At 40.7% G+C, this 22,580-nt stretch carries 18 protein-coding genes; all 18 read left to right on the top strand.

Annotated features, from left to right (window positions below):
• Positions 1–27: 27 nt before the first annotated feature.
• Positions 28–1,308, top strand: coding sequence for an EF-P 5-aminopentanol modification-associated protein YfmF (gene yfmF / locus GPS65_RS08405; RefSeq protein ID WP_012010012.1), 1,281 nt, complete (start codon positions 28–30; stop codon positions 1,306–1,308).
• Positions 1,305–2,597 carry an EF-P 5-aminopentanol modification-associated protein YfmH gene (gene yfmH, locus GPS65_RS08400; protein ID WP_119124859.1) on the top strand — a complete coding sequence of 431 codons (1,293 nt, stop codon included), beginning with the start codon at positions 1,305–1,307 and terminating at the stop codon, positions 2,595–2,597. Before yfmF ends, yfmH begins: the two co-directional genes overlap by 4 nt.
• A gap of 150 nt (positions 2,598–2,747) precedes the next feature.
• Positions 2,748–3,224 carry a MarR family winged helix-turn-helix transcriptional regulator gene (locus GPS65_RS08395; protein WP_119124860.1) on the top strand — a complete coding sequence of 159 codons (477 nt, stop codon included), beginning with the start codon at positions 2,748–2,750 and terminating at the stop codon, positions 3,222–3,224.
• Positions 3,202–6,321 (top strand): MMPL family transporter, encoded by a 3,120-nt coding sequence (locus GPS65_RS08390; protein ID WP_119124861.1) that lies wholly within the window; start codon positions 3,202–3,204, stop codon positions 6,319–6,321. Before GPS65_RS08395 ends, GPS65_RS08390 begins: the two co-directional genes overlap by 23 nt.
• A gap of 31 nt (positions 6,322–6,352) precedes the next feature.
• Positions 6,353–7,081, top strand: coding sequence for an elongation factor P 5-aminopentanone reductase (gene ymfI / locus GPS65_RS08385; RefSeq protein ID WP_088001386.1), 729 nt, complete (start codon positions 6,353–6,355; stop codon positions 7,079–7,081).
• A 73-nt stretch (positions 7,082–7,154) separates the two neighbouring features.
• On the top strand, positions 7,155–7,412 hold the full coding sequence (locus GPS65_RS08380; RefSeq protein WP_003211590.1) for a DUF3243 domain-containing protein: 258 nt from the start codon (positions 7,155–7,157) through the stop codon (positions 7,410–7,412).
• Positions 7,413–7,543: 131 nt separating this feature from the next.
• Positions 7,544–8,335: a DUF3388 domain-containing protein gene (locus tag GPS65_RS08375; protein WP_003211480.1), complete on the top strand. Its 792-nt coding sequence runs from the start codon at positions 7,544–7,546 to the stop codon at positions 8,333–8,335.
• A 23-nt stretch (positions 8,336–8,358) separates the two neighbouring features.
• Complete coding sequence (locus tag GPS65_RS08370) at positions 8,359–9,270, top strand: helix-turn-helix domain-containing protein (protein WP_088001384.1); 912 nt, start codon at positions 8,359–8,361, stop codon at positions 9,268–9,270.
• A 75-nt stretch (positions 9,271–9,345) separates the two neighbouring features.
• On the top strand, positions 9,346–9,927 hold the full coding sequence (gene pgsA, locus GPS65_RS08365; RefSeq protein WP_012010018.1) for a CDP-diacylglycerol--glycerol-3-phosphate 3-phosphatidyltransferase: 582 nt from the start codon (positions 9,346–9,348) through the stop codon (positions 9,925–9,927).
• Between the two features lie 16 nt (positions 9,928–9,943).
• Positions 9,944–11,194 (top strand): competence/damage-inducible protein A, encoded by a 1,251-nt coding sequence (locus GPS65_RS08360; RefSeq protein WP_012010019.1) that lies wholly within the window; start codon positions 9,944–9,946, stop codon positions 11,192–11,194.
• A 176-nt stretch (positions 11,195–11,370) separates the two neighbouring features.
• Positions 11,371–12,408, top strand: coding sequence for a recombinase RecA (recA, locus tag GPS65_RS08355; RefSeq protein ID WP_088001380.1), 1,038 nt, complete (start codon positions 11,371–11,373; stop codon positions 12,406–12,408).
• A 144-nt stretch (positions 12,409–12,552) separates the two neighbouring features.
• Positions 12,553–13,728 (top strand): serine hydrolase domain-containing protein, encoded by a 1,176-nt coding sequence (locus GPS65_RS08350; protein ID WP_144456038.1) that lies wholly within the window; start codon positions 12,553–12,555, stop codon positions 13,726–13,728.
• 233 nt (positions 13,729–13,961) lie between these two features.
• On the top strand, positions 13,962–15,524 hold the full coding sequence (rny, locus tag GPS65_RS08345; RefSeq protein ID WP_003211958.1) for a ribonuclease Y: 1,563 nt from the start codon (positions 13,962–13,964) through the stop codon (positions 15,522–15,524).
• Between the two features lie 87 nt (positions 15,525–15,611).
• Positions 15,612–16,406, top strand: a complete 795-nt coding sequence (locus GPS65_RS08340; RefSeq protein WP_012010021.1) for a TIGR00282 family metallophosphoesterase — start codon at positions 15,612–15,614, stop codon at positions 16,404–16,406.
• A gap of 201 nt (positions 16,407–16,607) precedes the next feature.
• Positions 16,608–16,868 carry a stage V sporulation protein SpoVS gene (gene spoVS, locus GPS65_RS08335; protein ID WP_003211281.1) on the top strand — a complete coding sequence of 87 codons (261 nt, stop codon included), beginning with the start codon at positions 16,608–16,610 and terminating at the stop codon, positions 16,866–16,868.
• Between the two features lie 202 nt (positions 16,869–17,070).
• Positions 17,071–20,115 (top strand): efflux RND transporter permease subunit, encoded by a 3,045-nt coding sequence (locus tag GPS65_RS08330; protein WP_119124864.1) that lies wholly within the window; start codon positions 17,071–17,073, stop codon positions 20,113–20,115.
• A gap of 173 nt (positions 20,116–20,288) precedes the next feature.
• Positions 20,289–21,353: an L-threonine 3-dehydrogenase gene (tdh, locus tag GPS65_RS08325; protein WP_012010023.1), complete on the top strand. Its 1,065-nt coding sequence runs from the start codon at positions 20,289–20,291 to the stop codon at positions 21,351–21,353.
• Positions 21,353–22,531 carry a glycine C-acetyltransferase gene (locus GPS65_RS08320; RefSeq protein ID WP_041815531.1) on the top strand — a complete coding sequence of 393 codons (1,179 nt, stop codon included), beginning with the start codon at positions 21,353–21,355 and terminating at the stop codon, positions 22,529–22,531. Before tdh ends, GPS65_RS08320 begins: the two co-directional genes overlap by 1 nt.
• Positions 22,532–22,580: the final 49 nt, after the last annotated feature.

Below are 22,580 nucleotides of genomic sequence, written 5' to 3'. Positions count from 1 at the left end.
AAATAGGATGAACAAAGGAGGTTTCTCATGACGTACTTACAAGAGAAGACACTAGACACACCTGGTCTTCATACTCATATTGTCAAAACAGAAAAATTTAAAACGGTCACAATCCTTTTTAAAATGCTCGCGCCTCTATCGAAAGATGATGTCACCATGCGTTCACTTTTCCCGCATGTGCTGTTAAGAGGAACAGAGAAAATGCCGAAAACAGGAGAATTGCGTGCTTATTTTGATGAGCTTTATGGTGCGACTGTTTCAGCAGACATGGCGAAAAAAGGAGAGAATCACATCATTACCTTCCGCCTGGAAATGGCAAATGAAAAATATTTAAAGGATCAAACCCCTTTACTAGAAAAAGGAATTGCCTTACTATCTGATCTACTATTCCATCCGTATGTTGAAGATGGAGCGTTCAGTCAATTATATGTAGATCAAGAAAAACGCACTTTAAAACAGCGGATTCAAGCAGTGTATGATGATAAAATGCGTTACTCAAACTTAAGACTTGTGCAGGAAATGTGCAAAGGTGAACCGTATGCACTGCACGTCAATGGAGAAATGGAAGATATCGAAACAATCACCGCTCATTCGCTGTTTGAAGCATATCAGCATGCGCTTCAAACAAATCAGCTTGATCTTTATGTTGTGGGAGATGTAGACGAACAAGACATCAGCCGGATGGTCTCTCAATACTTCAAAACAAGTGATAGAGAACCGGTCAAACAACACGCTGAATCAGCAAGCACGCAAAGAGAAGCAAAAGAAGTCATCGATGAAGAAGACGTGAAGCAAGGGAAGCTGAATATCGGCTTTCGCACGCATACGACGATTGCAGATGACGATTATCCGGCTTTGCATTTGTTTAATGGTATATTCGGTGGGTTCTCGCACTCGAAGCTATTTATCAATGTTCGGGAAAAAGCAAGTCTTGCGTATTATGCTGTGTCTAGACTCGAGAGCTTTAAAGGTTTGATGATGGTCATGTCAGGGATTGAAGTCGGCAACTATCAGCAGGCAGTAGACATCATTAAAGAACAATTTGAAGCGATGCAAAAAGGTGATTTTTCAGATGAAGCGATTGACCAAACAAAAGCTGTCGTCAAAAATCAGCTTCTTGAAACGATCGATACATCTTATGGGACAGCAGAATACCTGTATCAGCATGCCGTTGTGCCAACAGGAGAAACGCTTGATTCCTTTTTACAAGCACTTGATCGAGTGACAAAAGAGGACATCATCAAAGTGGGTCAGAAAATCGAATGGGATACGACCTATTTTCTTAAAGGAACGGAGGGTGCTTCATGACAGTGAAAACAATTCAATTCGACCAGCTGCAAGAAACGGTATATCACGAAAAAATGGAGAGCGGACTTGACGTCTATGTGCTCCCAAAGCAAGGGTTTAACAAAACCTATGCAACTTTTACAACCAAATATGGCTCTGTCGATAACGAATTTGTGCCGCTTGGTAAAGAAGACATGATTCGAGTGCCTGACGGAATTGCCCATTTCTTAGAGCATAAACTGTTTGAAAAAGAAGATGGAGACGTATTCCATACATTTAGTAAACAAGGGGCATCCGCAAATGCTTTTACGACATTTACGAGAACAGCTTACTTATTCTCAAGCACTTCAAATGTTGAACAAAACCTTGAGACACTCATTGATTTTGTCCAAGAGCCTTATTTTACTGAAAAAACGGTCGAAAAAGAAAAGGGCATCATTGGTCAAGAGATTAACATGTATGATGACAATCCGGACTGGCGTTTATTCTTCGGTCTGATTGAAAATCTATATCAAGAGCACCCTGTAAGAATTGATATAGCTGGAACTGTAGAAAGCATTGCTCCGATTACAAAAGATCATTTGTACGAATGCTATGAAACGTTCTATCATCCAAGCAATATGCTTTTATTTGTTGTCGGTCCCGTTGATCCGCAGCAAATATTAGATCAAGTTCGAGCAAATCAGGCGAAAAAGCCATTTACAGATCAGCCAGAGATTAAACGAAAAGACATCAACGAGCCTGAAGGTGTGTACCGAAAAGAGTACGAACTTCCAATGAACGTACAAGGCTCGAAATGTATGTTTGGATTAAAAACAAAGAATCCTCATAAAAAAGGAAATGATCTGCTAAAACATGAACTCGGTATGAATCTCATTTTAGAGACGTTGTTTGGTAAAAGCTCCTTACAATATGAACAAATGTATGAAAAAGGTTTAATTGATGAGACCTTCAGCTACGATTATACAGAAGAAGGCGGCTTCGGCTTCACGTCAGTTGGTGGAGACACAAATGATCCTGATCAATTGGCGAAAGTATTAAAAGAAACCCTTCTTCAAGCAAAGAACTTGATCTCAGAAGAGAAAATCGAGCTCGCGCGCAAGAAGAAAATCGGCAGCTTTTTAAAAGCCATGAATTCTCCTGAATACATTGCGAACCAATTCACTCGATATGCATTTTTAGACATGAGCTTATTTGATGTCGTGACCATGCTGGAACAGATCCAATTAACTGACATTCAGCACATTTTAGAGGAAGAAATTGACGAAGAACGGATGTCTGTTTTCAAAGTCGTTCCGAAAACAAAATAATGAAAAAAGGCAAACTCAGATTTAATGAGTTTGTCTTTTTTATGTCTAATGAATAAAAGCCTGTGATTTGTGAGGATTTTCATTGACAATCATTTTGTTCATTAGTTAAACTCTTTAATAGTTAAACACTTAAACTAAAAGGAGCAACATATGGAACAAAATAAAATTGCACAGCTCATTCAGAGATATGCAGACGTCTATCTCATGATGGAAAAAAAGGTATCGAGTATGATCACGGAAAAGCTTGATAAAGAGCTGACACTTGATCAGTATTACTCACTTCGATACATCAATTTACATCCTGGATGTACGTCAACTGACCTTGCAAATGTATGTAATGTGAACAAAAGTGCGGTAACTTCCATGACCAATCGTCTTTTTACAAAAAACTATATTGTCCGCAAGCATGATCAAGCCGATCGAAGAAATGTTCACCTGTACGTTACGCCAGAGGGCAAAGATGTGGTCAGCCGAATGGAAAAACAGCTTCAGGATTTAGTTCGATCTTATTTTGAAAAACTGGAAGAAAAAGAAATGGAATCATTTATTCAAACATATGAAAAGATCTATCAAGTAATCATCGAAGAGGAGGCACAAAGTACTAATGAGAGCAATCATAAAGGGTAGATGGCTGATCACGATTTTATGGATCGTATTAGCGGCAGTGTTACTTATCACCGCTCCTAATATGGCGCAATTAACAAAAGAAAAAGGACAAATTTCAGTACCAGACGGCTATAAGTCCTCATATGCAAATCAGTTATTAAATAAAATGTCTGAAAACGGTGATACAGAAAAATCAATTGTCATTGTCTTTCAAGAAAAGAACATCGTCAAAGAAAGAGAAACATCTTTAAAAAAAGCAATGGAGATTTTAGAAAAGGATCAAGATCTACATGTCGAGGACATCACTTCGTATTTTGACGCCAATAAAGATATCAAAAAACAGATGCTCTCTAAAGATCGAACGACACTTCTTGTTCCAGTTACATATGACTCAAACAAAATCAAAGCTTCTGATTTTAAAGAAAGAGTCAGTGAAAAACTGAAGAGCTTAAATCTGACATATGAAATGACAGGACAGCCGTTAATTGATGATGATGTGATCACAAGCTCACAAGAGGGTCTAAAGAAAACAGAGTTCATTACGATTGGGTTTATTCTCATCGTTCTAGTCCTTGTCTTTAGATCAGCTGTGGCACCTTTCGTTCCGTTAGTCGCAGTAGCTCTATCTTATTTGGTGAGTCAATCCATCGTGGCTTATTTAGTTAAATATCTCGACTTCCCGCTCTCAACCTTTACCCAAATCTTCATGGTCGCGATCATGTTTGGAATAGGAACGGACTACTGCATTCTGCTTCTCAGCCGCTTTAAAGAAGAGATCGCACACGGTAAAGATAAAATTGAGGCGATTCTCATTACGTATAAAACAGCAGGAAAGACTGTTTTATTCAGCGGAATCGCTGTGCTCATCGGCTTTACATGTATTGGCCTGGCGCAATTCCAGCTCTATAAATCAGCTGTTGCAGTAGCAGTTGGTGTCGCTGTGCTCATTGTGGCGCTTCTCACAATTGTTCCTTTCTTTATGGCGGTTTTAGGAAAAGTGCTATTTTGGCCGATTAAAGGTGATATTGCTCATCCGCAGTCAAAAATGTGGGAAACAGCAGGTCGCTTTTCATTTAAAAAACCACTTTTTAGTTTATTAATCGTAGGAATCATTACGCTTCCGCCCATTCTTATGTATAAAGGAACGCTTTCTTATAACAGCTTAGATGAAATTGGTAATAAATATGAATCAGTCAATGCATTCAATACGATTTCTGACAAATTTGGACCAGGAGAAGCTCTACCTGCAACGATTGTTGTGAAATCAGCTGATCTGTTAGACAACAATAAAGGACTGATTGCTGTTGAAAAACTCAGCCGTGCAATTGAACAAACAGATGGCGTAAGTAAAGTGAGAAGTGCGACACGTCCTGTCGGTAAAGGGCTGAGTGATCTATACGTGAAATCACAAGCAAAAGAACTGAATACCGGACTTGATAAAAGTAATGAAGGCTTGAAAAAAATACAAGATGCACTGACGACAATGAGTCAATCCATTGAGGATCAAACACCGCAAATCAAATCATCTGGAAAAGGCATTAACAAATTGATTTCTGGGACAGAATCAGTGAAAACAGGCATTCAAAACATCGAAAAATCGTTAAGAGAACTGCAAAGCGGAATCGATCAAAACAAAAACGGTGTTGCACAGATTAAAGAAAAAATTAAAGGTGCGAAAAAGGAATTAACAGCTCAAGTCGCACAAGTGAATCAACAAGTGTCGCTATATAAAAGCATTTCCAAAGAATTAAAGGCAGCATTAGCGAAGGTGGATACGTCATCTTCTGCTGCAGCGGATGTAAAAGCATTAATCACACAAGCAAATCAACAATTTAGTACACTTGAAAAACAAATTCCGCAGGTGAAAGAAAATCAATCGTATCAAGCCATCAAAGCTTCCTATAATGAACTTTCTACGACCTTGCAAGAAGGCGCAAAACAGGCAGACAGCTATGCCAAACAAGCGAAAGAAGCTAGAAAACAGCTTGAAGCAGCGGATGCCTTTATCGCAAAAGCGAAAGAGCAGCAAAAAGTCTTAACGAGTCAAATCGATGAGCTCATTGCTGGCTTAGATGCAATTGAAACTGGATTGGATAAAACGTCGAAAGGCCAGGGGCAAATAGCTGATAATATGCCAAAGCTTGCAAATGGTGCAGGGCAAGTCATTGATGGTCAAAAACAAATGAAAGAAAAGATTGGCGGCTTTGGTGATAATCTGACCAAACTAACTGATGGGCTGAACAAGAGCGTCGATGGCTTGGAGAAAATTTCAAGCGGATTAATGGGTGCAGGTGACTACTTAGACGAACTGAAAAATGCTCCAGATCAAGACATGGCCGGCTGGTTTATCCCAAAAGATGTGCTAAAAAATAAAGCATTCAAGCAAGTATTTGATTCATACATGTCGGATGACCGCAAGATGACAAAGATTGATGTCATTTTAGAAAAAAATCCATATGGTAATGAAGCCTTGTCGACGATCAAACAAGTAGAAGCATCTGTCGAGCGGGCACTTCCTGAAACAAATTTAAAAGATGCATCATTTGGTGTTTCAGGTGTATCAAGTATGAATGCTGATTTAAAACAGCTTTCAGACCAAGATTTCAATAAGACGGTTCTTTACATGATGATCGGTATTTTTCTCATTCTTGTGATCCTGTTCCGTTCGCTTGTGATGCCACTGTACTTGGTAGGTTCACTTATTTTGACCTACTTTACAGCTATCGGAATGACAGAATTTATCTTCACTCATTTCTTCGGTTATCCGGGCATTAACTGGGCGGTTCCATTCTTTGGCTTTGTGATATTAATGGCGCTCGGAGTCGACTATTCGATTTTCTTAATGGAGAGGTTCAATGAATACAAAACAAAAGACATTCAGTTTGCGATGACCGAATCAATGAAGAATATGGGCTCTGTCATTATGTCTGCTGCTGTTATTTTGGCAGGAACATTTGCAGCCATGCTTCCTTCAGGAGTGCTGTCTCTCTTACAGATTGCAACACTCGTTCTCACAGGACTTTTGCTATACGCACTCGTTGTGCTACCATTGTTCGTACCTGTGATGGTGAAATTGTTCGGATCAGCGAACTGGTTCCCATTTAAACGGAAAGAATAGATATTTTAAATAGAAAGTAGGAATCCATGTGATGAGTCGTTGGGCGCTGATAACAGGTGCCAGTGGCGGGATCGGGCAGGCTGCAGCCAAAAGGCTTGCCCAGGAAGGCTGCCACATGATACTCCATTATCACAAAAATGAACAGGCAGCCGTCAAGCTTGCCGCTGAGTTGGAAGAAGCGTATCATATTCAGACGCATGTCGTTCAAGCAGATTTAGCAAAAATAGGCGGAGCTGATAAGCTCGTCAGCCGTCTATCTGTATCTCCAGATATTCTTGTATTAAATAGCGGTAAGAGTCATGTCGGATTAGTGACAGATACAGAAAAAGACGTATTAGCCAGTATGGTTCAGCTTCATGTCACAAGTCCATATGAACTTACCCAACAGCTATTGCCAGCCATGATTCAAAAAAAAGCAGGTCATATTGTTGCGGTAAGCTCGATATGGGGAGAAACAGGGGCATCATGTGAAGTGCTGTATAGCATGGTGAAGGGTGCGCAAAATGCGTTTATTAAAGGTCTGGCAAAAGAGCTTGCCCCAAGTGGAATTAGAGCAAATGCTGTTTCACCAGGTGCTGTCCATACAGATATGATGAAAAGCTTCACACAAGAAGATATTGACATGCTGGAGGAAGAAATTCCGCTTGGCCGGCTTGCATCACCTGAGGAGATTGCCGATGTCATTTGGTTTCTCGCCTCAAAGCAGTCAAGTTATATGACAGGTCAAATTTTATCCGTTAATGGTGGCTGGTACTGTTAAAAAACGTGTATAATTCGTCACTCCATGACAAAAGCTATGGCTGTAATTCATCTTTTCGAATGGAGGAATCGACATGTCAGTACTTGAGAACTGGGACCATTGGAAAAACTTTTTAGGTGACCGTTTAAATCATGCGCAGGATAAAGGTTTAAAAGATGATACCATCAATAACCTTGCGTATGAAATTGGCGGATATTTAGCTAACGAAGTTGAAGCAAAAAACGAGCAAGAAAGAGTACTTGCTGACCTTTGGAGCGTCGCATCAGAAGATGAGCAGCGCGCAATTGCCAATATGATGGTCAAACTTGTTGAAAATAATAGCTCGCACTAAAGAAAAAGAGGGGTCGTTTGTGCCTCTCTTTTTATTTTAACTGTTTCACAACATTGTGCTTTCTAAAAATGTGAAAATGCTTTATGATATAGGAAGGTAAAAATTTGCCACAATGAAGGGGGTAATATCATTTGGCAAAGCTCGAATGGTATTTTGAATATGAGATACAGGTAAACCGTCCCGGACTGTTAGGAGACATTTCATCTCTGATGGGGATGCTTTCAATTAATATTGTGACAATTAATGGTGTTGATGTATCAAGACGCGGAATGCTTCTGCGCTGTGACCACACAGACCAAATTAAGCGCCTTGAATCAATTTTAAATACAATGGAAACGATAAAAGTAACGAAATTAAGACAGCCAAAACTTCGTGACCGCTTAGCGGTTCGTCACGGCAGATATATTCAGCGTGATGCAGATGACAAAAAGACGTTTCGATTTGAAAGGGACGAGCTTGGTCTTCTTGTTGATTTTATGGCTGAGCTATTTAAAAAAGAAGGACATAAATTGATCGGGATTCGCGGGATGCCGCGTGTCGGAAAAACAGAATCAATTGTGGCCTCAAGTGTATGTGCCAGCAAAAGATGGCTTTTTGTATCATCCACTCTTTTGAAACAGACGATCCGAAGTCAACTGATTGCGGATGAATATAGCCCAGATAACGTTTTTATTATTGATGGGATTGTGTCGACGCGAAGAGGTTCTGAGAAGCACTTGCAGCTTTTAAGAGAAATTATGAGACTGCCGGCAACGAAAGTAGTAGAGCATCCAGACATCTTTATTCAAAATTCAGAATATACAATGGATGATTTCGACTATATTATTGAATTGCGTAATAGTGCAGATGAAGAGATTACATATGAGCACGCTGAAGAACCACAAGTGTTTGATCATTCTGGTTTTTCTGGCTTCGATTTTTAATATGGTAATGGTAGGTGTTTGTTTTGACTGAATTGGGAAAACGGCTCATTGAGGCCAGAGAGGAAAAAGGGATGTCGCTGGAGGATCTTCAGACGGTGACCAAAATCCAAAAGCGCTACTTGCTAGCAATCGAACAAGGAAACTATGATATTATTCCAGGTAAATTTTACGTCAGAGCGTTTATTAAACAATATGCCGAAGCCGTTGGACTAAATCCTGAACAATTGTTCGAAGAATTTCGTAAAGATGTACCGAGCACGTATAACGATGAAGTATCTGATAAATTATCAAATATTAAGCCGCAAAGAGAGCTGCCAAAGCCTGCCTCGAAGGTGCTTGAGCTGCTGCCGACCATCTTGATTATTGGAGGCGTCCTTGTGGTCATTGCGATCATTTATGTCATCGTGCAGGCAGTTAATCATGATAGCGGACAGAAGAACAACCAGACGGCTCCTCAGCAGTCAGAATCTAAGTATGAAGTATCTGAGCATTCATCTCTTGCAAAGGATCAAAAGAAAAAAGAAAAAGCTTCGTCAGATGATCAAGAAAAATCATCTAAAAAAGATGACTCATCAAAGGATTCATCTAAAGACGATGAAACGATCTCTTTGAAGGCAGCAAATACAGAAGGTTCAACGACAACGTATGAAGCGTCAGGCACAGAAGAGATGGAGTTAACCATTTCTGCTACAAAAGCTTCATGGCTGCGCGTCAGAGACGAGTCTGGAAAAGTGCTGAAAATGGGTGAACTAAAAGATGGCGAATCGTTTAAAACAGACTTGTCTGAGCTCTCTCAGGTCGATATCCGTCTAGGCAATGCGACTGGAATTGATATCAAGGTGAATGACGAGACGCTTAAGTACGAATTAGACCCTAAGAACACCATGACACAAAACATTGTGATTGTGAATAAAGGAAAGGAAAAGTCATCTTAAGCAAGTAGATGACTTTTCTTTTGTTCCTACTATTATATATACATAAAAAAATGGCTTATTGGAGGATTGAAATTCATGTTTAACTTACCGAATAAAATAACTCTTTCTAGGATCGCCTTGATCCCTGTTTTTATGATTATTATGCTTGCACCCTTAGATTGGGGAGTTGCTCGTTTTGGTCACGTCAGCATCGAAGTGACGCATCTTGTTGGCGCAATCCTGTTTATTGTTGCTTCGACAACGGACTGGATTGATGGGTACTATGCGCGTAAACTGAACTTAGTGACGAATTTTGGTAAATTTTTAGATCCGCTTGCAGATAAATTGCTTGTTTCAGCTGCTTTAATTATACTTGTTCAGTACAACCTCACGCCGGCATGGATGGCGATTGTGATCATTAGCCGTGAATTTGCTGTAACTGGTCTAAGGCTTGTACTAGCCGGAGGCGGTGAAGTGGTAGCAGCTAATATGCTTGGAAAAGTGAAAACATGGGCGCAAATCATTGCGATTTCAGCCCTTCTCTTGCATAACCTGCCGTTTGAACTTGTATCATTCCCGTTTGGTGACCTTGCGATGTGGGTAGCAGTGTTCTTCACTGTTGTGTCAGGCTGGGATTACTTTGTGAAAAACTGGGAAGCTTTAAAGAATTCTAACTAAAAAGGACGTGTACGCTTTGAAGTCAGAGAGAAAAGCAGAAATTATTGCAGTCGGTTCCGAACTTTTGCTAGGGCAAATTACGAATACGAATGCACAATTCATCAGCAAACAGCTAGCTGAAATTGGTGTGAATGTTTATTACCATACAGCAGTTGGTGACAATCCAGAGCGTTTAAAAAGAGCCATTCAAGTGGCGCAGGAAAGATCGAATTTTATTATCTTCTCAGGTGGTCTTGGACCAACAAAAGATGATTTAACAAAAGAAACCATTGCGAGCACGCTCGGAAAAGAGCTTGTGCTAAATGAAGAAGCATTTGAATCCATTCAAGAATACTTTCGAAAGACTGGACGAGACATGTCACCAAATAACCGAAAACAGGCACTCGTTCTAGAAGGATCTGATGTGCTCGTGAACCGGTTTGGGATGGCTCCGGGTATGTTCATTCAAGAAAACGATACGTTTTATATGCTTCTTCCAGGCCCGCCAAGTGAACTGCATCCGATGTTTGAGAACGAGGCAAAACCGCTCATATCTGAGAAACTGGGTTTAAAGGAAAAAATCGTGTCTGTTGTTCTCCGTTTCTTTGGAATTGGTGAATCACAGCTTGAAACAGACCTAGAAGATTTAATTGATGCTCAAACCAATCCAACGATTGCACCTCTTGCATCTGACGGTGAAGTGACACTTAGGCTCACGGCTAAGCATGAGGATGAAAAAGAAACGGAGCGTCTGTTAAAAGAGACGGAAGCGAAAATTTTAGCGCGAGTAGGAGAGTACTTCTACGGGTATGGTGAGACATCACTTGTCCGCGAAGCTTCCAAGGCCTTGCGCGATCACGGGAAAACAGTGGCAGCGGCTGAGAGCCTAACAGGCGGAATGTTTTCTGAATGGCTGACAGATCTTGAAGGTGCGTCGTCGATTTTAAGCGGCAGTATCGTTTGTTATACAAACCAAGTCAAACAGCAGGTGCTTGGCTGCCGGGAGGAAACATTGTCCTCTCATGGTGCTGTCAGCAAAGAATGTGCTTTAGAGCTTGCTGAAGGTGTTAGAAAGCTCACGGGAAGTGATATTGGCATTAGCTTTACGGGTGTAGCAGGCCCTGATACCCACGAGGGACAGCCGGTCGGAAAAGTGTTCATCGGGCTATCTACGAAAGACCATACAGACGTGTTTGAATGGATGTTTACTGGAAGCCGGTCGGGCATTCGCAAACGCGCTGTGAAATACGGTTTGCATCACTTGCTCAATTTATTAAAAGAAAGTTAATTTTGTTTTTTGTTAGGTTTGCTCCTTTAGAAAAGAGTGTTTTTTCTATTAGAAATCACTCTTTTCTTAAAAATCCACCAAGAAAAAATCGAATATGTGTTCGTTTTTTTCTTGGCAAATGACGTAAAACAAGGTATAGTATAGATAGTGGAATTGATAAAGGAGGAAACAATAGAATGAGTGATCGTCAAGCAGCCTTAGATATGGCTCTTAAACAAATAGAAAAACAGTTTGGTAAAGGCTCTATTATGAAACTAGGAGAGCAAACAGATACACGTATTTCAACAGTACCGAGTGGTTCGTTAGCACTTGATACTGCACTGGGAATAGGCGGATATCCTCGCGGGCGTATTATTGAAGTATATGGTCCAGAGAGTTCTGGTAAAACGACAGTAGCACTTCATGCCATTGCTGAGGTTCAGCAGCAGGGAGGACAAGCTGCATTTATCGATGCAGAGCATGCACTTGATCCAGTTTATGCTCAAAAACTAGGTGTCAATATTGATGAGTTGTTACTTTCTCAGCCTGACACAGGAGAGCAAGCACTTGAAATTGCAGAAGCGCTTGTCCGCAGTGGTGCAGTTGATATTGTTGTTATTGACTCAGTAGCTGCTCTTGTACCAAAAGCAGAGATTGAAGGAGACATGGGTGATTCACACGTTGGTCTACAAGCACGTTTGATGTCCCAAGCACTTCGTAAACTATCTGGTGCCATTAATAAATCAAAAACCATTGCCATCTTTATTAACCAAATTCGTGAAAAAGTTGGGGTCATGTTCGGTAACCCTGAAACAACGCCTGGTGGACGTGCGCTGAAGTTCTATTCATCTGTTCGTTTAGAAGTGCGCCGTGCTGAACAGCTGAAACAGGGAAATGACATTATGGGGAATAAAACGAGAATTAAAGTGGTGAAAAACAAAGTAGCACCGCCTTTCCGTATTGCAGAAGTAGATATTATGTACGGTGAAGGAATCTCAAAAGAGGGCGAGATCATTGACCTTGGAAGCGAACTAGATATCGTACAAAAGAGCGGTGCTTGGTATTCTTACCAAGAGGAACGTCTTGGACAAGGCCGCGAAAATGCGAAACAGTTCCTAAAAGAAAATAAAGATATCATGCTGATGATTCAGGAGCAAATTCGTGAACATTACGGCTTGGATAATAACGGAGTAGCGCAGCAGGAAGCTGAAGAGGCGCTAGAAGGTTTAGAATAAAAATAAAATCAGTATGAAATGATAAAAAAGGCTGGGTGAAAAAGCTCAGCCTTTTTTATTTTGTAAAAAAACTTTCGACAACTTTTTCAGTAACTCATCCGTCTAAATTGTACAAGATGGAATTTGTTTTGGGAGGAAAAAGTAATGACAAGCCGAACCCACAGAAGAACTGCAAAACATAGACGGAGAAAACCAAATCAAAGGGGAAAACTTGTGCTTGTTTTTTTAGCAGTGATGATTTGCTTCACGATGTGGAATGTGCTTCATCGAAATAGTGAAGAGAACAACTCGTTTCAACAAACTGCAACAGCTTCAAATACCAGCCAGAAAAAAGAAGTCAAAAAGAAAACCGCTAAAAAATCAGAGGGACAAATCAAAACAGTGGACCGCAATCAAAAAATCAGCAGTTATTTAAATGAGATCGGTTTCAACGGAACAGCCATGATTGTTAGAAATGGAGAAATCGTAACAAATAAAGGTTTTGGTTATGCAGACCGTAAACAAAAAATTCAAAATAATCCATCGACATCTTTTTATGTCGGTTCGTCACAAAAAGCGCTGATAGCAACCGCTATTTTGCAGCTTGAGGAAAAGGGGAAACTTCAGACAAGTGATCCGGTAAGCGCGTATTTACCTCATTTCCCTAACGGACAAAAGATTACTTTGAAAAATCTGCTTACACATACATCGGGAATAAACGGACATATTGAGGGAAAAGGCGTAATTACTCCGCCAAATTTAATAAAAGACATAGAACGTCAGGGAATTAATCATCAGCCGGGCGTATGGGACTACAAGGATTCCAACTATTCTATTCTTGCTTATATTGTTGCTGAAGTAAGCGGTGAGTCCTATGAACAGTATATAACGAATCATATTTTTAAACCGGCGGGAATGACGCATGCAGGCTTTTACAAAACATATGAAAAAGAACCTTATCCTGCTGTTGGATATAAGTTGAAAGGCAGTAAAGCGATTACACCGTATATGCCTGATCTATCTCAGCTGTATGGTGCTGGAGATATTTATATGAGTGCTATAGATATGTACAAATTTGACCAAGCACTGATAGACGGCAAACTGTATTCGCAGAAGAGCTATAAAAAGATGTTTACGCCAGGAAGTAGCTCCACATACGGTATGGGATTCTACATTGCTCCCGGTAGCTATTCAAACCATGGTGTCATGCCGGGCTTCAACAATTTGAACAGCTTTAGCAAATCTGGACAAACCATCGTTGTTTTGTTCTCAAACATTCAAAATAACACTAAATTGGGTCAAGTGAACAATAAAGTATACCAGCTGCTGAATCAAGAATAATTCTGATCTGCTTTTGCAAACGCTAAGATGGCAAGCTTGACAAGTATTTCCGACACAATTACAATGGGAATGTATCACTTGTTTTTCTTAACATGATTGATAACTAATTTAAACTTGACAAGGGCAGTGAGGATCTCATTCCCTGTGAAGGCCCTGTATGTTGAGACACAAAACAATGTACATGCCGACACTTTATTTGTAAAACCAAGTTCATAGCAAGAGGAGGTGAAAATATGTCGCCTACGATGTTTACGATCATCTCCATTTTGCTGAGCCTAATCTGTTTAGTTGTTGGCTACTTTGTTCGTAAAACCATTGCAGAAGCAAAAATATCCGGCGCAAGAAACATGGCCGAACAAATTGTTGAGGATGCAAAGCGTGATGCGGAAGCATTGAAGAAAGAAGCGCTCTTGGAAGCGAAAGATGAAATTCATTCCTTTCGTGTAGAGGCGGAGCAAGAAGTTCGTGAAAGACGTAATGAGCTTCAAAGACAAGAAAACCGTTTACTTCAAAAAGAGGAAAATCTTGATCGCAAAGATGAATCTTTAGATAAACGGGAGTCCCTGTTGGAGAAGAGAGATCATTCTCTGAATGAACGACAACAACATATTGAAGAGATGGAAAGCAAAGTGGATGATATGATTCGTTTGCAGAAAGCCGAGTTGGAACGTATTTCAAGTTTAACTCGAGATGAAGCGAAACAAATCATTCTGGATCAAGTTGAAAATGAGCTTTCCCACGACATTGCAGTCATGACGAAAGAATCTGAAAACCGAGCGAAAGAAGAGGCTGATAAAAAGGCGAAAAACATTCTTTCACTTGCGTTACAGCGTTGTGCAGCTGATCATGTAGCTGAAACGACGGTATCTGTAGTCAATCTTCCAAATGATGAGATGAAAGGTCGTATTATCGGACGTGAAGGACGAAATATCCGTACGTTAGAAACGTTAACAGGTATTGACTTGATCATAGATGATACACCTGAAGCTGTTATCCTATCGGGCTTTGATCCGATTAGACGTGAAACAGCGAGGATAGCTCTGGACAAGTTAGTCCAGGATGGCCGCATTCATCCTGCACGAATTGAAGAAATGGTGGAAAAATCACGCCGTGAAGTCGATGATTATATCCGTGAGATGGGTGAGCAAACGACATTCGAAGTCGGAGTTCATGGTCTGCATCCGGATCTTATCAAAATTCTCGGTCGCTTAAAATTCCGTACAAGTTATGGACAAAATGTCCTGAAGCATTCAATTGAGGTTGCACATCTTGCAGGTCTCATGGCTTCAGAGCTTGGAGAAGATGCAAAGCTTGCAAAACGAGCAGGTCTTCTGCATGACATTGGAAAAGCCATTGATCATGAAGTAGAAGGAAGCCACGTAGAAATTGGCGTTGAGCTTGCGACGAAATATAAAGAGCATCCTGTTGTCATCAACAGTATTGCCTCTCACCATGGTGACCAAGAACCGACATCTATTATCGCTGTTCTTGTTGCGGCAGCAGATGCATTATCTGCAGCACGCCCTGGTGCAAGAAGTGAGACGCTTGAAAATTACATTCGGAGACTTGAGAAATTAGAAGATATCTCTGAATCTTATGAAGGTGTTGAAAAATCGTTTGCGATACAGGCTGGACGTGAAGTACGTATTATGGTGAAGCCGGATTCAATTAATGATCTTGAAGCTCACCGTCTAGCAAGGGATATTCGTAAGCGGATTGAGGACGAGCTCGATTACCCTGGTCACATTAAAGTGACGGTCATTCGAGAAACTCGCGCAGTAGAGTATGCAAAATAGAGCGGTGCGCTTAGCGCCGCTTTATTTTTTGTGTAAATATGCAACACTGATAAGAAGTCAATTTAAAAGAGGAAGGGTTCAAAGCGCATGAAAATATTATTTGTTGGAGATATTGTCGGTTCACCTGGACGAGACACACTGAAAGAATACTTGCCAAAACTTAAGAAGAAATATCAGCCTCACTTTACCATTGTGAATGGAGAAAATGCTGCTCATGGAAAAGGAATAACTGAAAAAATCTATCATGAGCTGCTGCAAGCAGGAGCTGACGTGCTCACAATGGGCAACCATACATGGGATAAAAGAGACATTTTTGATTTTATCGATGATGCAGCCCACATGGTTCGTCCGGCGAACTTCCCAGAAGGCACACCTGGTAAAGGTCTGACGTTTATCAAAAAACAAGGGAAAGAATTAGCCGTCATCAATCTGCAAGGACGTACTTTTTTACCCCCACTTGACTGCCCATTTCAAAAAGTAGACGAGTTAATTGCGGAAGCATCCAAACGTACTCCGTTCATTTTTATTGATTTTCATGGTGAAGCCACAAGTGAAAAGCTAGCGATGGGCTGGTATACAGACGGCCGTGCATCATGTGTGGTTGGAACGCATACACATGTTCAAACAGCAGATAACCGCGTTTTGCCAAAAGGAACTGCGTATATTTCAGATGTGGGAATGACAGGACCTTATGATGGCATTTTAGGTGTTGATCGGGAGACAATTATTAAACGATTCAAAACAAGTCTTCCCGTCCGTTTTGAGATTGCAGAAGGACCTACGACATTAAGTGCAGTCATCGTAGAAATTGACGAACAGTCGAAAAAAGCTGTCAAAATTGATCGAATTTTGATAAATGATGACCATATTTTCTTTGAATAAATGTTCACAAATTTATTTCAGAAAAATATTAATCAGAAAGAAGGAATATGCGCCCTCTATCGTGAATATAGTAAAAATGGTAGGTAGCCTGCTATTTTTGAAAAACATTTTGGGGATGGATTTTCAAAAAATAGCATCATCTAACAAAGATTGTTCTAATGAACACTCACTTATCCATTGTAAATTTAAGGGGGAGCAGAAATGGAAATTTTAAAAGTTTCAGCAAAGTCAAATCCGAATTCAGTAGCAGGAGCATTAGCAGGCGTTTTACGTGAACGCGGTGCAGCGGAAATACAAGCAATCGGCGCTGGAGCGCTGAATCAGGCGGTCAAGGCTGTAGCCATAGCAAGGGGATTTGTTGCACCAAGCGGAGTGGATTTGATATGCATTCCAGCCTTTACTGACATTCTTATCGATGGAGAAGAAAGAACAGCCATCAAATTGATTGTTGAGCCACGATAATTCTAATTTTATTATTTTCAACCTGCTTACATCATGTAAGCAGGTTGTTTTTGTTTACCACTATACATTTCTTATATAACATATTCAGTTCATGAAATAGATAAAAATTACATATTAGAGCTTGCATTTTTTCACCATGATGATAAATTAAGATTAAGTTGAAAATACTTCATCAAAAATAAATATTTAAGTAGGTGAAATAATGATTGAAGCTTTTTTAAAAAGAGGAAAGCTTGTTTTTATTTTATTTTTTATTGTTCTCATTGCAGGCGGCTATTTATTTACGCAGCTTCCTAAGCGAGAACTCCCAGAATTCCAAGCGAATATCGTTACAATTTCCACCGTGTTTCCTGGTGCGGATGCAAAACAGGTGGAAAGTGATGTAACCAATAAGCTCGAATCAGCCATATCTGATATCAATGGTGTAGAGAAAACGAGTTCTGTTTCTGCCATTGGTTTTTCGAATATTGTGCTTGAAATTGATGATCAATCCGATTTTCAAAAGGTGGCAAGTCAAATTAAGAACGAAACCACAAGTGCTGCATCGTCCTTTCCTGACGGAGTGATGGAGCCAGATGTAAAGGATGAGTTTGGCAACGTACCGGTTGGTTCTTATATGGTTGTGGCAAGTCAATCAGCAGACTTAGCAAAAAGTCAGGAATCGCTTCGTGCGTTGAAGGAAAAGGTGGAGGACATCAAAGGAGTAGACAGTGTCGTCATCAAAGGGTTCAATGACAAACAAGCGGTATTAAATTTAGATTCAAGCAAACTGGAGGATGAAGGGTTAAAAGTTACGGATGTCACAAATGCCATCAATCAGGAGTTTGACACATCTCCACTAGGTGACATTCGGACAGGCGGCGAGAAGGTCAAGCTGTCCATCGATACCTACGACCATTTGGATCAAGTGAAAAAGCTTGAGCTTTTTTCCAAAACGAACCGTGAACCGGTAACAATTAGTCAGCTTGGCAGCTTAAAAGAAGTAGAAAAAGAGAAAAGTGACATTGTGTCTTATAACGGAAAGCCTGCCTATTCATTTACAGTCAATATCAAACCAGGACTTGATATCCCGAAAATGTATGACAAAGTCAGTGATGTTATTGAAAATGAGAAAAAGCTTCCAAAAGGTGTCGAGTGGGTAAACTACTATTCACAAAAAAGTGACGTTGATGCCATTTTTAATGATTTGATAAAAGAAGCCATTATTGCGGTCATCGCAGTTATTGTTGTCACCACACTTGGTCTTACTATTGGCGGTGCGTTTATCGTTTCACTTGCCATCCCATTATCAATCACCATCGGAACGATTCCGCTACCATTTTTACAAGTGGACCTCAATCAGATTTCAATTATCGGCTTTATCATTGCCCTAGGAATACTTGTTGATGATGCGATTGTCGTCAACGATAATATTTTAAGGCAGATGAAAAAATATGAAAGCCCGCTGAAAGGAACGATTGCAGGGGTCAAAGAAGTGGCAGGATCTATTTTGACCTCAACACTTGCGGTTGTGTTTGCTTTCTTGCCACTTGTTTTCCTTTCAGGTGCAAACGGTTCATTTATACGAGCATTACCGTCTGTTCTCGTAACGACTGTACTTGCGTCTATGGTCATTTCTCTGACACTAGTGCCAGTCTATCAATATACCGTGAACCGAAAAAGACAAAATAAGAAAATTCAAAAGGAGCCAGGATTCCTAGGCAAACCATTAAAAAAATTAGCTGATTTTTATGCAGACCGCGTGCTGACGAACATTGTGAAGCGTCCGCTGCTTATTGGCTTAAGTGGTTTGCTTGTTGCAACGCTAGCCTTTTTACTAATTTTCGTCACACCATTTGAATTTTTCCCTGCAGCGAATAAGAAAGAAGTGGTTGTCACTGTCACACTTCCGAGTGAAACAACATTAGACAAAACAAATGAAACATTAGAGAAAATAGAACAAGAAGTGAAAAAACAGAAAGGTATTGAAGAGACGGCGATCTTTGCAGGGGGTGGTGTACCGAACCTGTTTAATGAAAGTATCTCAAATGCAAGTGATCATACTGGTCAGGTTGTCGTGAGAGTAGACAATGATCAGATGACGAGTAAACAATTAATCGATCGTATGACAGAGCCATTGCGTAATAAATTTAAAGATGCTGATATCTTTATGAAAACCATTGTTCAAGGTCCACCAACTGGTGCGCCTGTAACAGTAACCATTGCTGGTGACTCTTTCGCAAAGCTCATTGATGCCAAAGAAACACTCACAAGTGAAATGAAAGAAAAAGGAGCGAGCTTGATTACTGACGATGTCAATCAGCCGGTAAAAACGATCTCCTTTGAACTAAACCGTAACCGAATGGCAGAGGATGGCCTCAGCGCTCAGTTTGTTAGCAGACAGCTCGGTCTTGTGACAGAAGGCATGCCATTAGGCAGCTTTAAACAAGGAACAAATGATATCGACTTAGTTGTCAAACAGGATGTAGGTACACATCAAAATGGATTAAAGCTAAACAAAATAAAAGTGCCTGTGAATTCAACTGAAGGCGGTATGCCTTCACTCGAGCCGCTTAGCCGATATGTAAAAGAAAAAGAAACAGAGCAGTACGAAAGCATTCCTCATGAAAATGGAATTCCGACTATTACGTTGAAGGCGTATCCTGGCACGTCAGAATCGTTTAAAGACGATATGAAAGAAGTTGTCGATCAAGTAGGACAAACGAATGCAGCGAAGGATTTAGCCATTTCTCAAGGCGGAGAAAATGAAGATCAATCCCAGTTCTTTATTGAAATTAGTCTCTTATTTGGGGTTGTCTTGCTGCTCATTTATGTGACCATCGCTTTCCAGTTCAATTCATTGATGCTCCCACTATTAGTTCTAGGGACGGTTTACTTAGCGATATCTGGAGCTGTGATAGGACTATTTGTTACACAAACGCCGTTCAGCTTTATGGCAACAATGGGAATTGTCTCATTAGCTGGTATCGTTGTTCGAAACGCAGTTGTCTTGTTCGAATTTATTGAGCAGCGGCGTAAGCAAGGATTCGATCAACAGACTGCTGTCATTGAAGCGGGAAGAGCAAGGATCAGGCCAATTTTACTTACAGCATTTACGGCCCTTGTCGCCCTTATGCCTGTAGCATTAAGCAATGATCCGCTGTTTAAGCCGCTGGCTATTTGCATTGTATCGGGTGTCTTTTTCTCAACCATTTTGACACTATTAATCGTGCCAGCCTTATATATTGCCGTTTCAAAAAGACGGTAAATCAAAAAGCAAATCTTCTTTTCTACGGGGATTTGCTTTTTTTTAGAAAAATATCCAAAAAAATATGTGGAGTGTTCATTTGTCCTTATACAATAGACAGTGGTATTTACGGTTAAAATAAGACGTGTTAAAATCTCATTGGGAGAAGTTTTTTAACAAAGGGGTTGTACGTCATGTGTGGAACGATGAAAGCAATTGTTAAAAAAGAAAGCGCTTACGGAGCGGTGTTGATGGAGATGCCGATTCCAGAAATCAATGATCATGAAGTATTGATACAGGTAAAAGCCACATCGATATGCGGAACAGACGTGCATATTTATAATTGGGATGATTGGGCAAAGGGGAGAGTGAAAGCGCCCTACATTTTTGGACATGAATTTACAGGGGAAGTTGTCAAGACGGGAAAGCAAGTCTCACGTGCAAAAGTAGGGGATTTTGTATCGGCAGAGACTCATGTTGTATGTAATCAGTGCTCTATGTGTTTAACTGGGCAACAGCACTTGTGTAATGAAACGAAAATTTTAGGGGTAGACATTGACGGGTGTTTTGCTGAATATGTCAAAGTACCTGAACAAAATGTGTGGCACAATCCAGCTCAAATGCCAGTAGAGCTTGCGTCTATTCAAGAGCCGCTTGGAAATGCGGTTCATACAGTGCTTCACACACCTGTTTCAGGTAAGTCAGTGGCGATTTTTGGCTGCGGACCAATCGGTTTAATGGCGATCGCCGTCGCGAAAGCTTCCGGTGCTGTCCAAGTGTTTGCTGTCGATCAAAACCAATACAGGCTGGATCTTGCTAGGAAAATGGGGGCAGACCATATCGTGGATATTGGAAAAGGTGATCCTGTTGAGGTGATTAAGCAGTTCACGCGGATGGAAGGCGCAGATGTGATATGCGAAATGTCAGGACATCCAGTTGCCATTAATCAAGCTCTCGAGTCATGTGCAAATGGAGGGAAAGTGAATATCCTCAGTTTGCCGGAACGACCAGTGACAATTGACATTACGAATCAAATTGTTTTTAGGGGATTAACCGTGCAAGGGATCACGGGGAGAAAAATGTTTGAGACGTGGCGTCAAGTATCTGAGTTATTAAGAACGAATACCATCGATGTCCAGCCAGTTGTCACCCATACACTGCCATTTGAACAGTTCGAAAAGGGATTTGAACTCATGAGAAATGGTACGTGCGGAAAAGTCGTACTGATGATGCCATCAAATCAAAGGGGGAAGAAATGATGAAAGAATTCACGTATTTACAAGATGAACTGGAAACAATGAAGCAGCAAGGCACCCACCAAACATTGAAAGAGATTGACTCAAAACAATCATCCACAGTGACATTAAATGAACAATCTGTCATACAGCTCTCCTCAAATAACTACTTAGGCCTCACCTCGCATCCAAGGCTGATGAAAGCGGCAAAAGAGGCGATTGATGAATTCGGTGCTGGTACAGGATCTGTACGAACGATCGCTGGCACAATGACGATGCACGAACGCCTTGAAAAAAAGCTCGCTGCATTTAAAAAGACCGAGGCAGCTCTTGTGTTTCAATCAGGCTTTACGACCAATCAAGGGGTTTTATCTAGTATTCTGACAAAAGATGATATTGTGATTTCAGATGAACTGAATCATGCCTCAATCATCGACGGCATTCGGTTAACAAAAGCAGATAAAAAAGTATATGGTCATGCCAATATGGAAGAGCTTGAGAAAATTTTAAAGAAATCTATGAATTACCGCGTTCGTCTCATCGTCACAGACGGTGTGTTCTCAATGGATGGAGATATTGCGCCACTTTCTGAGATTGTCAGGCTCGCAGAAGCATATGATGCATTTGTGATGGTAGACGATGCACATGCCTCGGGTGTGCTTGGTGAAAATGGCCGCGGGACAGTCAACCATTTTAAACTCGACGGCAGGGTGCATATTCAGGTTGGAACACTTAGTAAGGCTGTCGGAGTGCTCGGCGGCTATGTAGCGGGATCAGCCGTTTTAATTGACTATTTAAAACATAAAGCAAGACCGTTTTTATTCAGTACCTCACATCCGCCAGCTGTGACTAGAGCATGTGAAGAAGCGATTGAAGTGCTGTTAGATGAACCAGAGCGCATTGAAACTCTTTGGGAGAACGCGGCCTATTTTAAAGAAAAAGTCATCGGCCTTGGATTTGAGGTGGCACCAACAGAAACGCCTATTATTCCAATGATGATTGGAGACGAGGCCCTCACTTTCCGTTTTTCAAAAGCGTTAATCGAGCGCGGCGTTTTTGCTCAAGGCATTGCTTTCCCAACTGTAGCAAAAGGAAAAGCGAGAATTAGAGCCATCATCACAGCAGAGCACACAAAAGAAGAGCTTGACCGTGCACTGACGATCATCGAAGAAGAAGCGAAAAAACTAAACATACTTGATTGAGAGAGCGCAGGCTCTCTTTTTTTAATAAAGAGATTGGCTGTGACCTTCT

This window comes from Bacillus pumilus (assembly GCF_009937765.1).
Classification (GTDB): domain Bacteria; phylum Bacillota; class Bacilli; order Bacillales; family Bacillaceae; genus Bacillus; species Bacillus pumilus_O.
The sequence above is the reverse complement of the archived record's forward strand: the minus strand, read 5'-3'. Positions and strand labels throughout refer to the sequence as shown.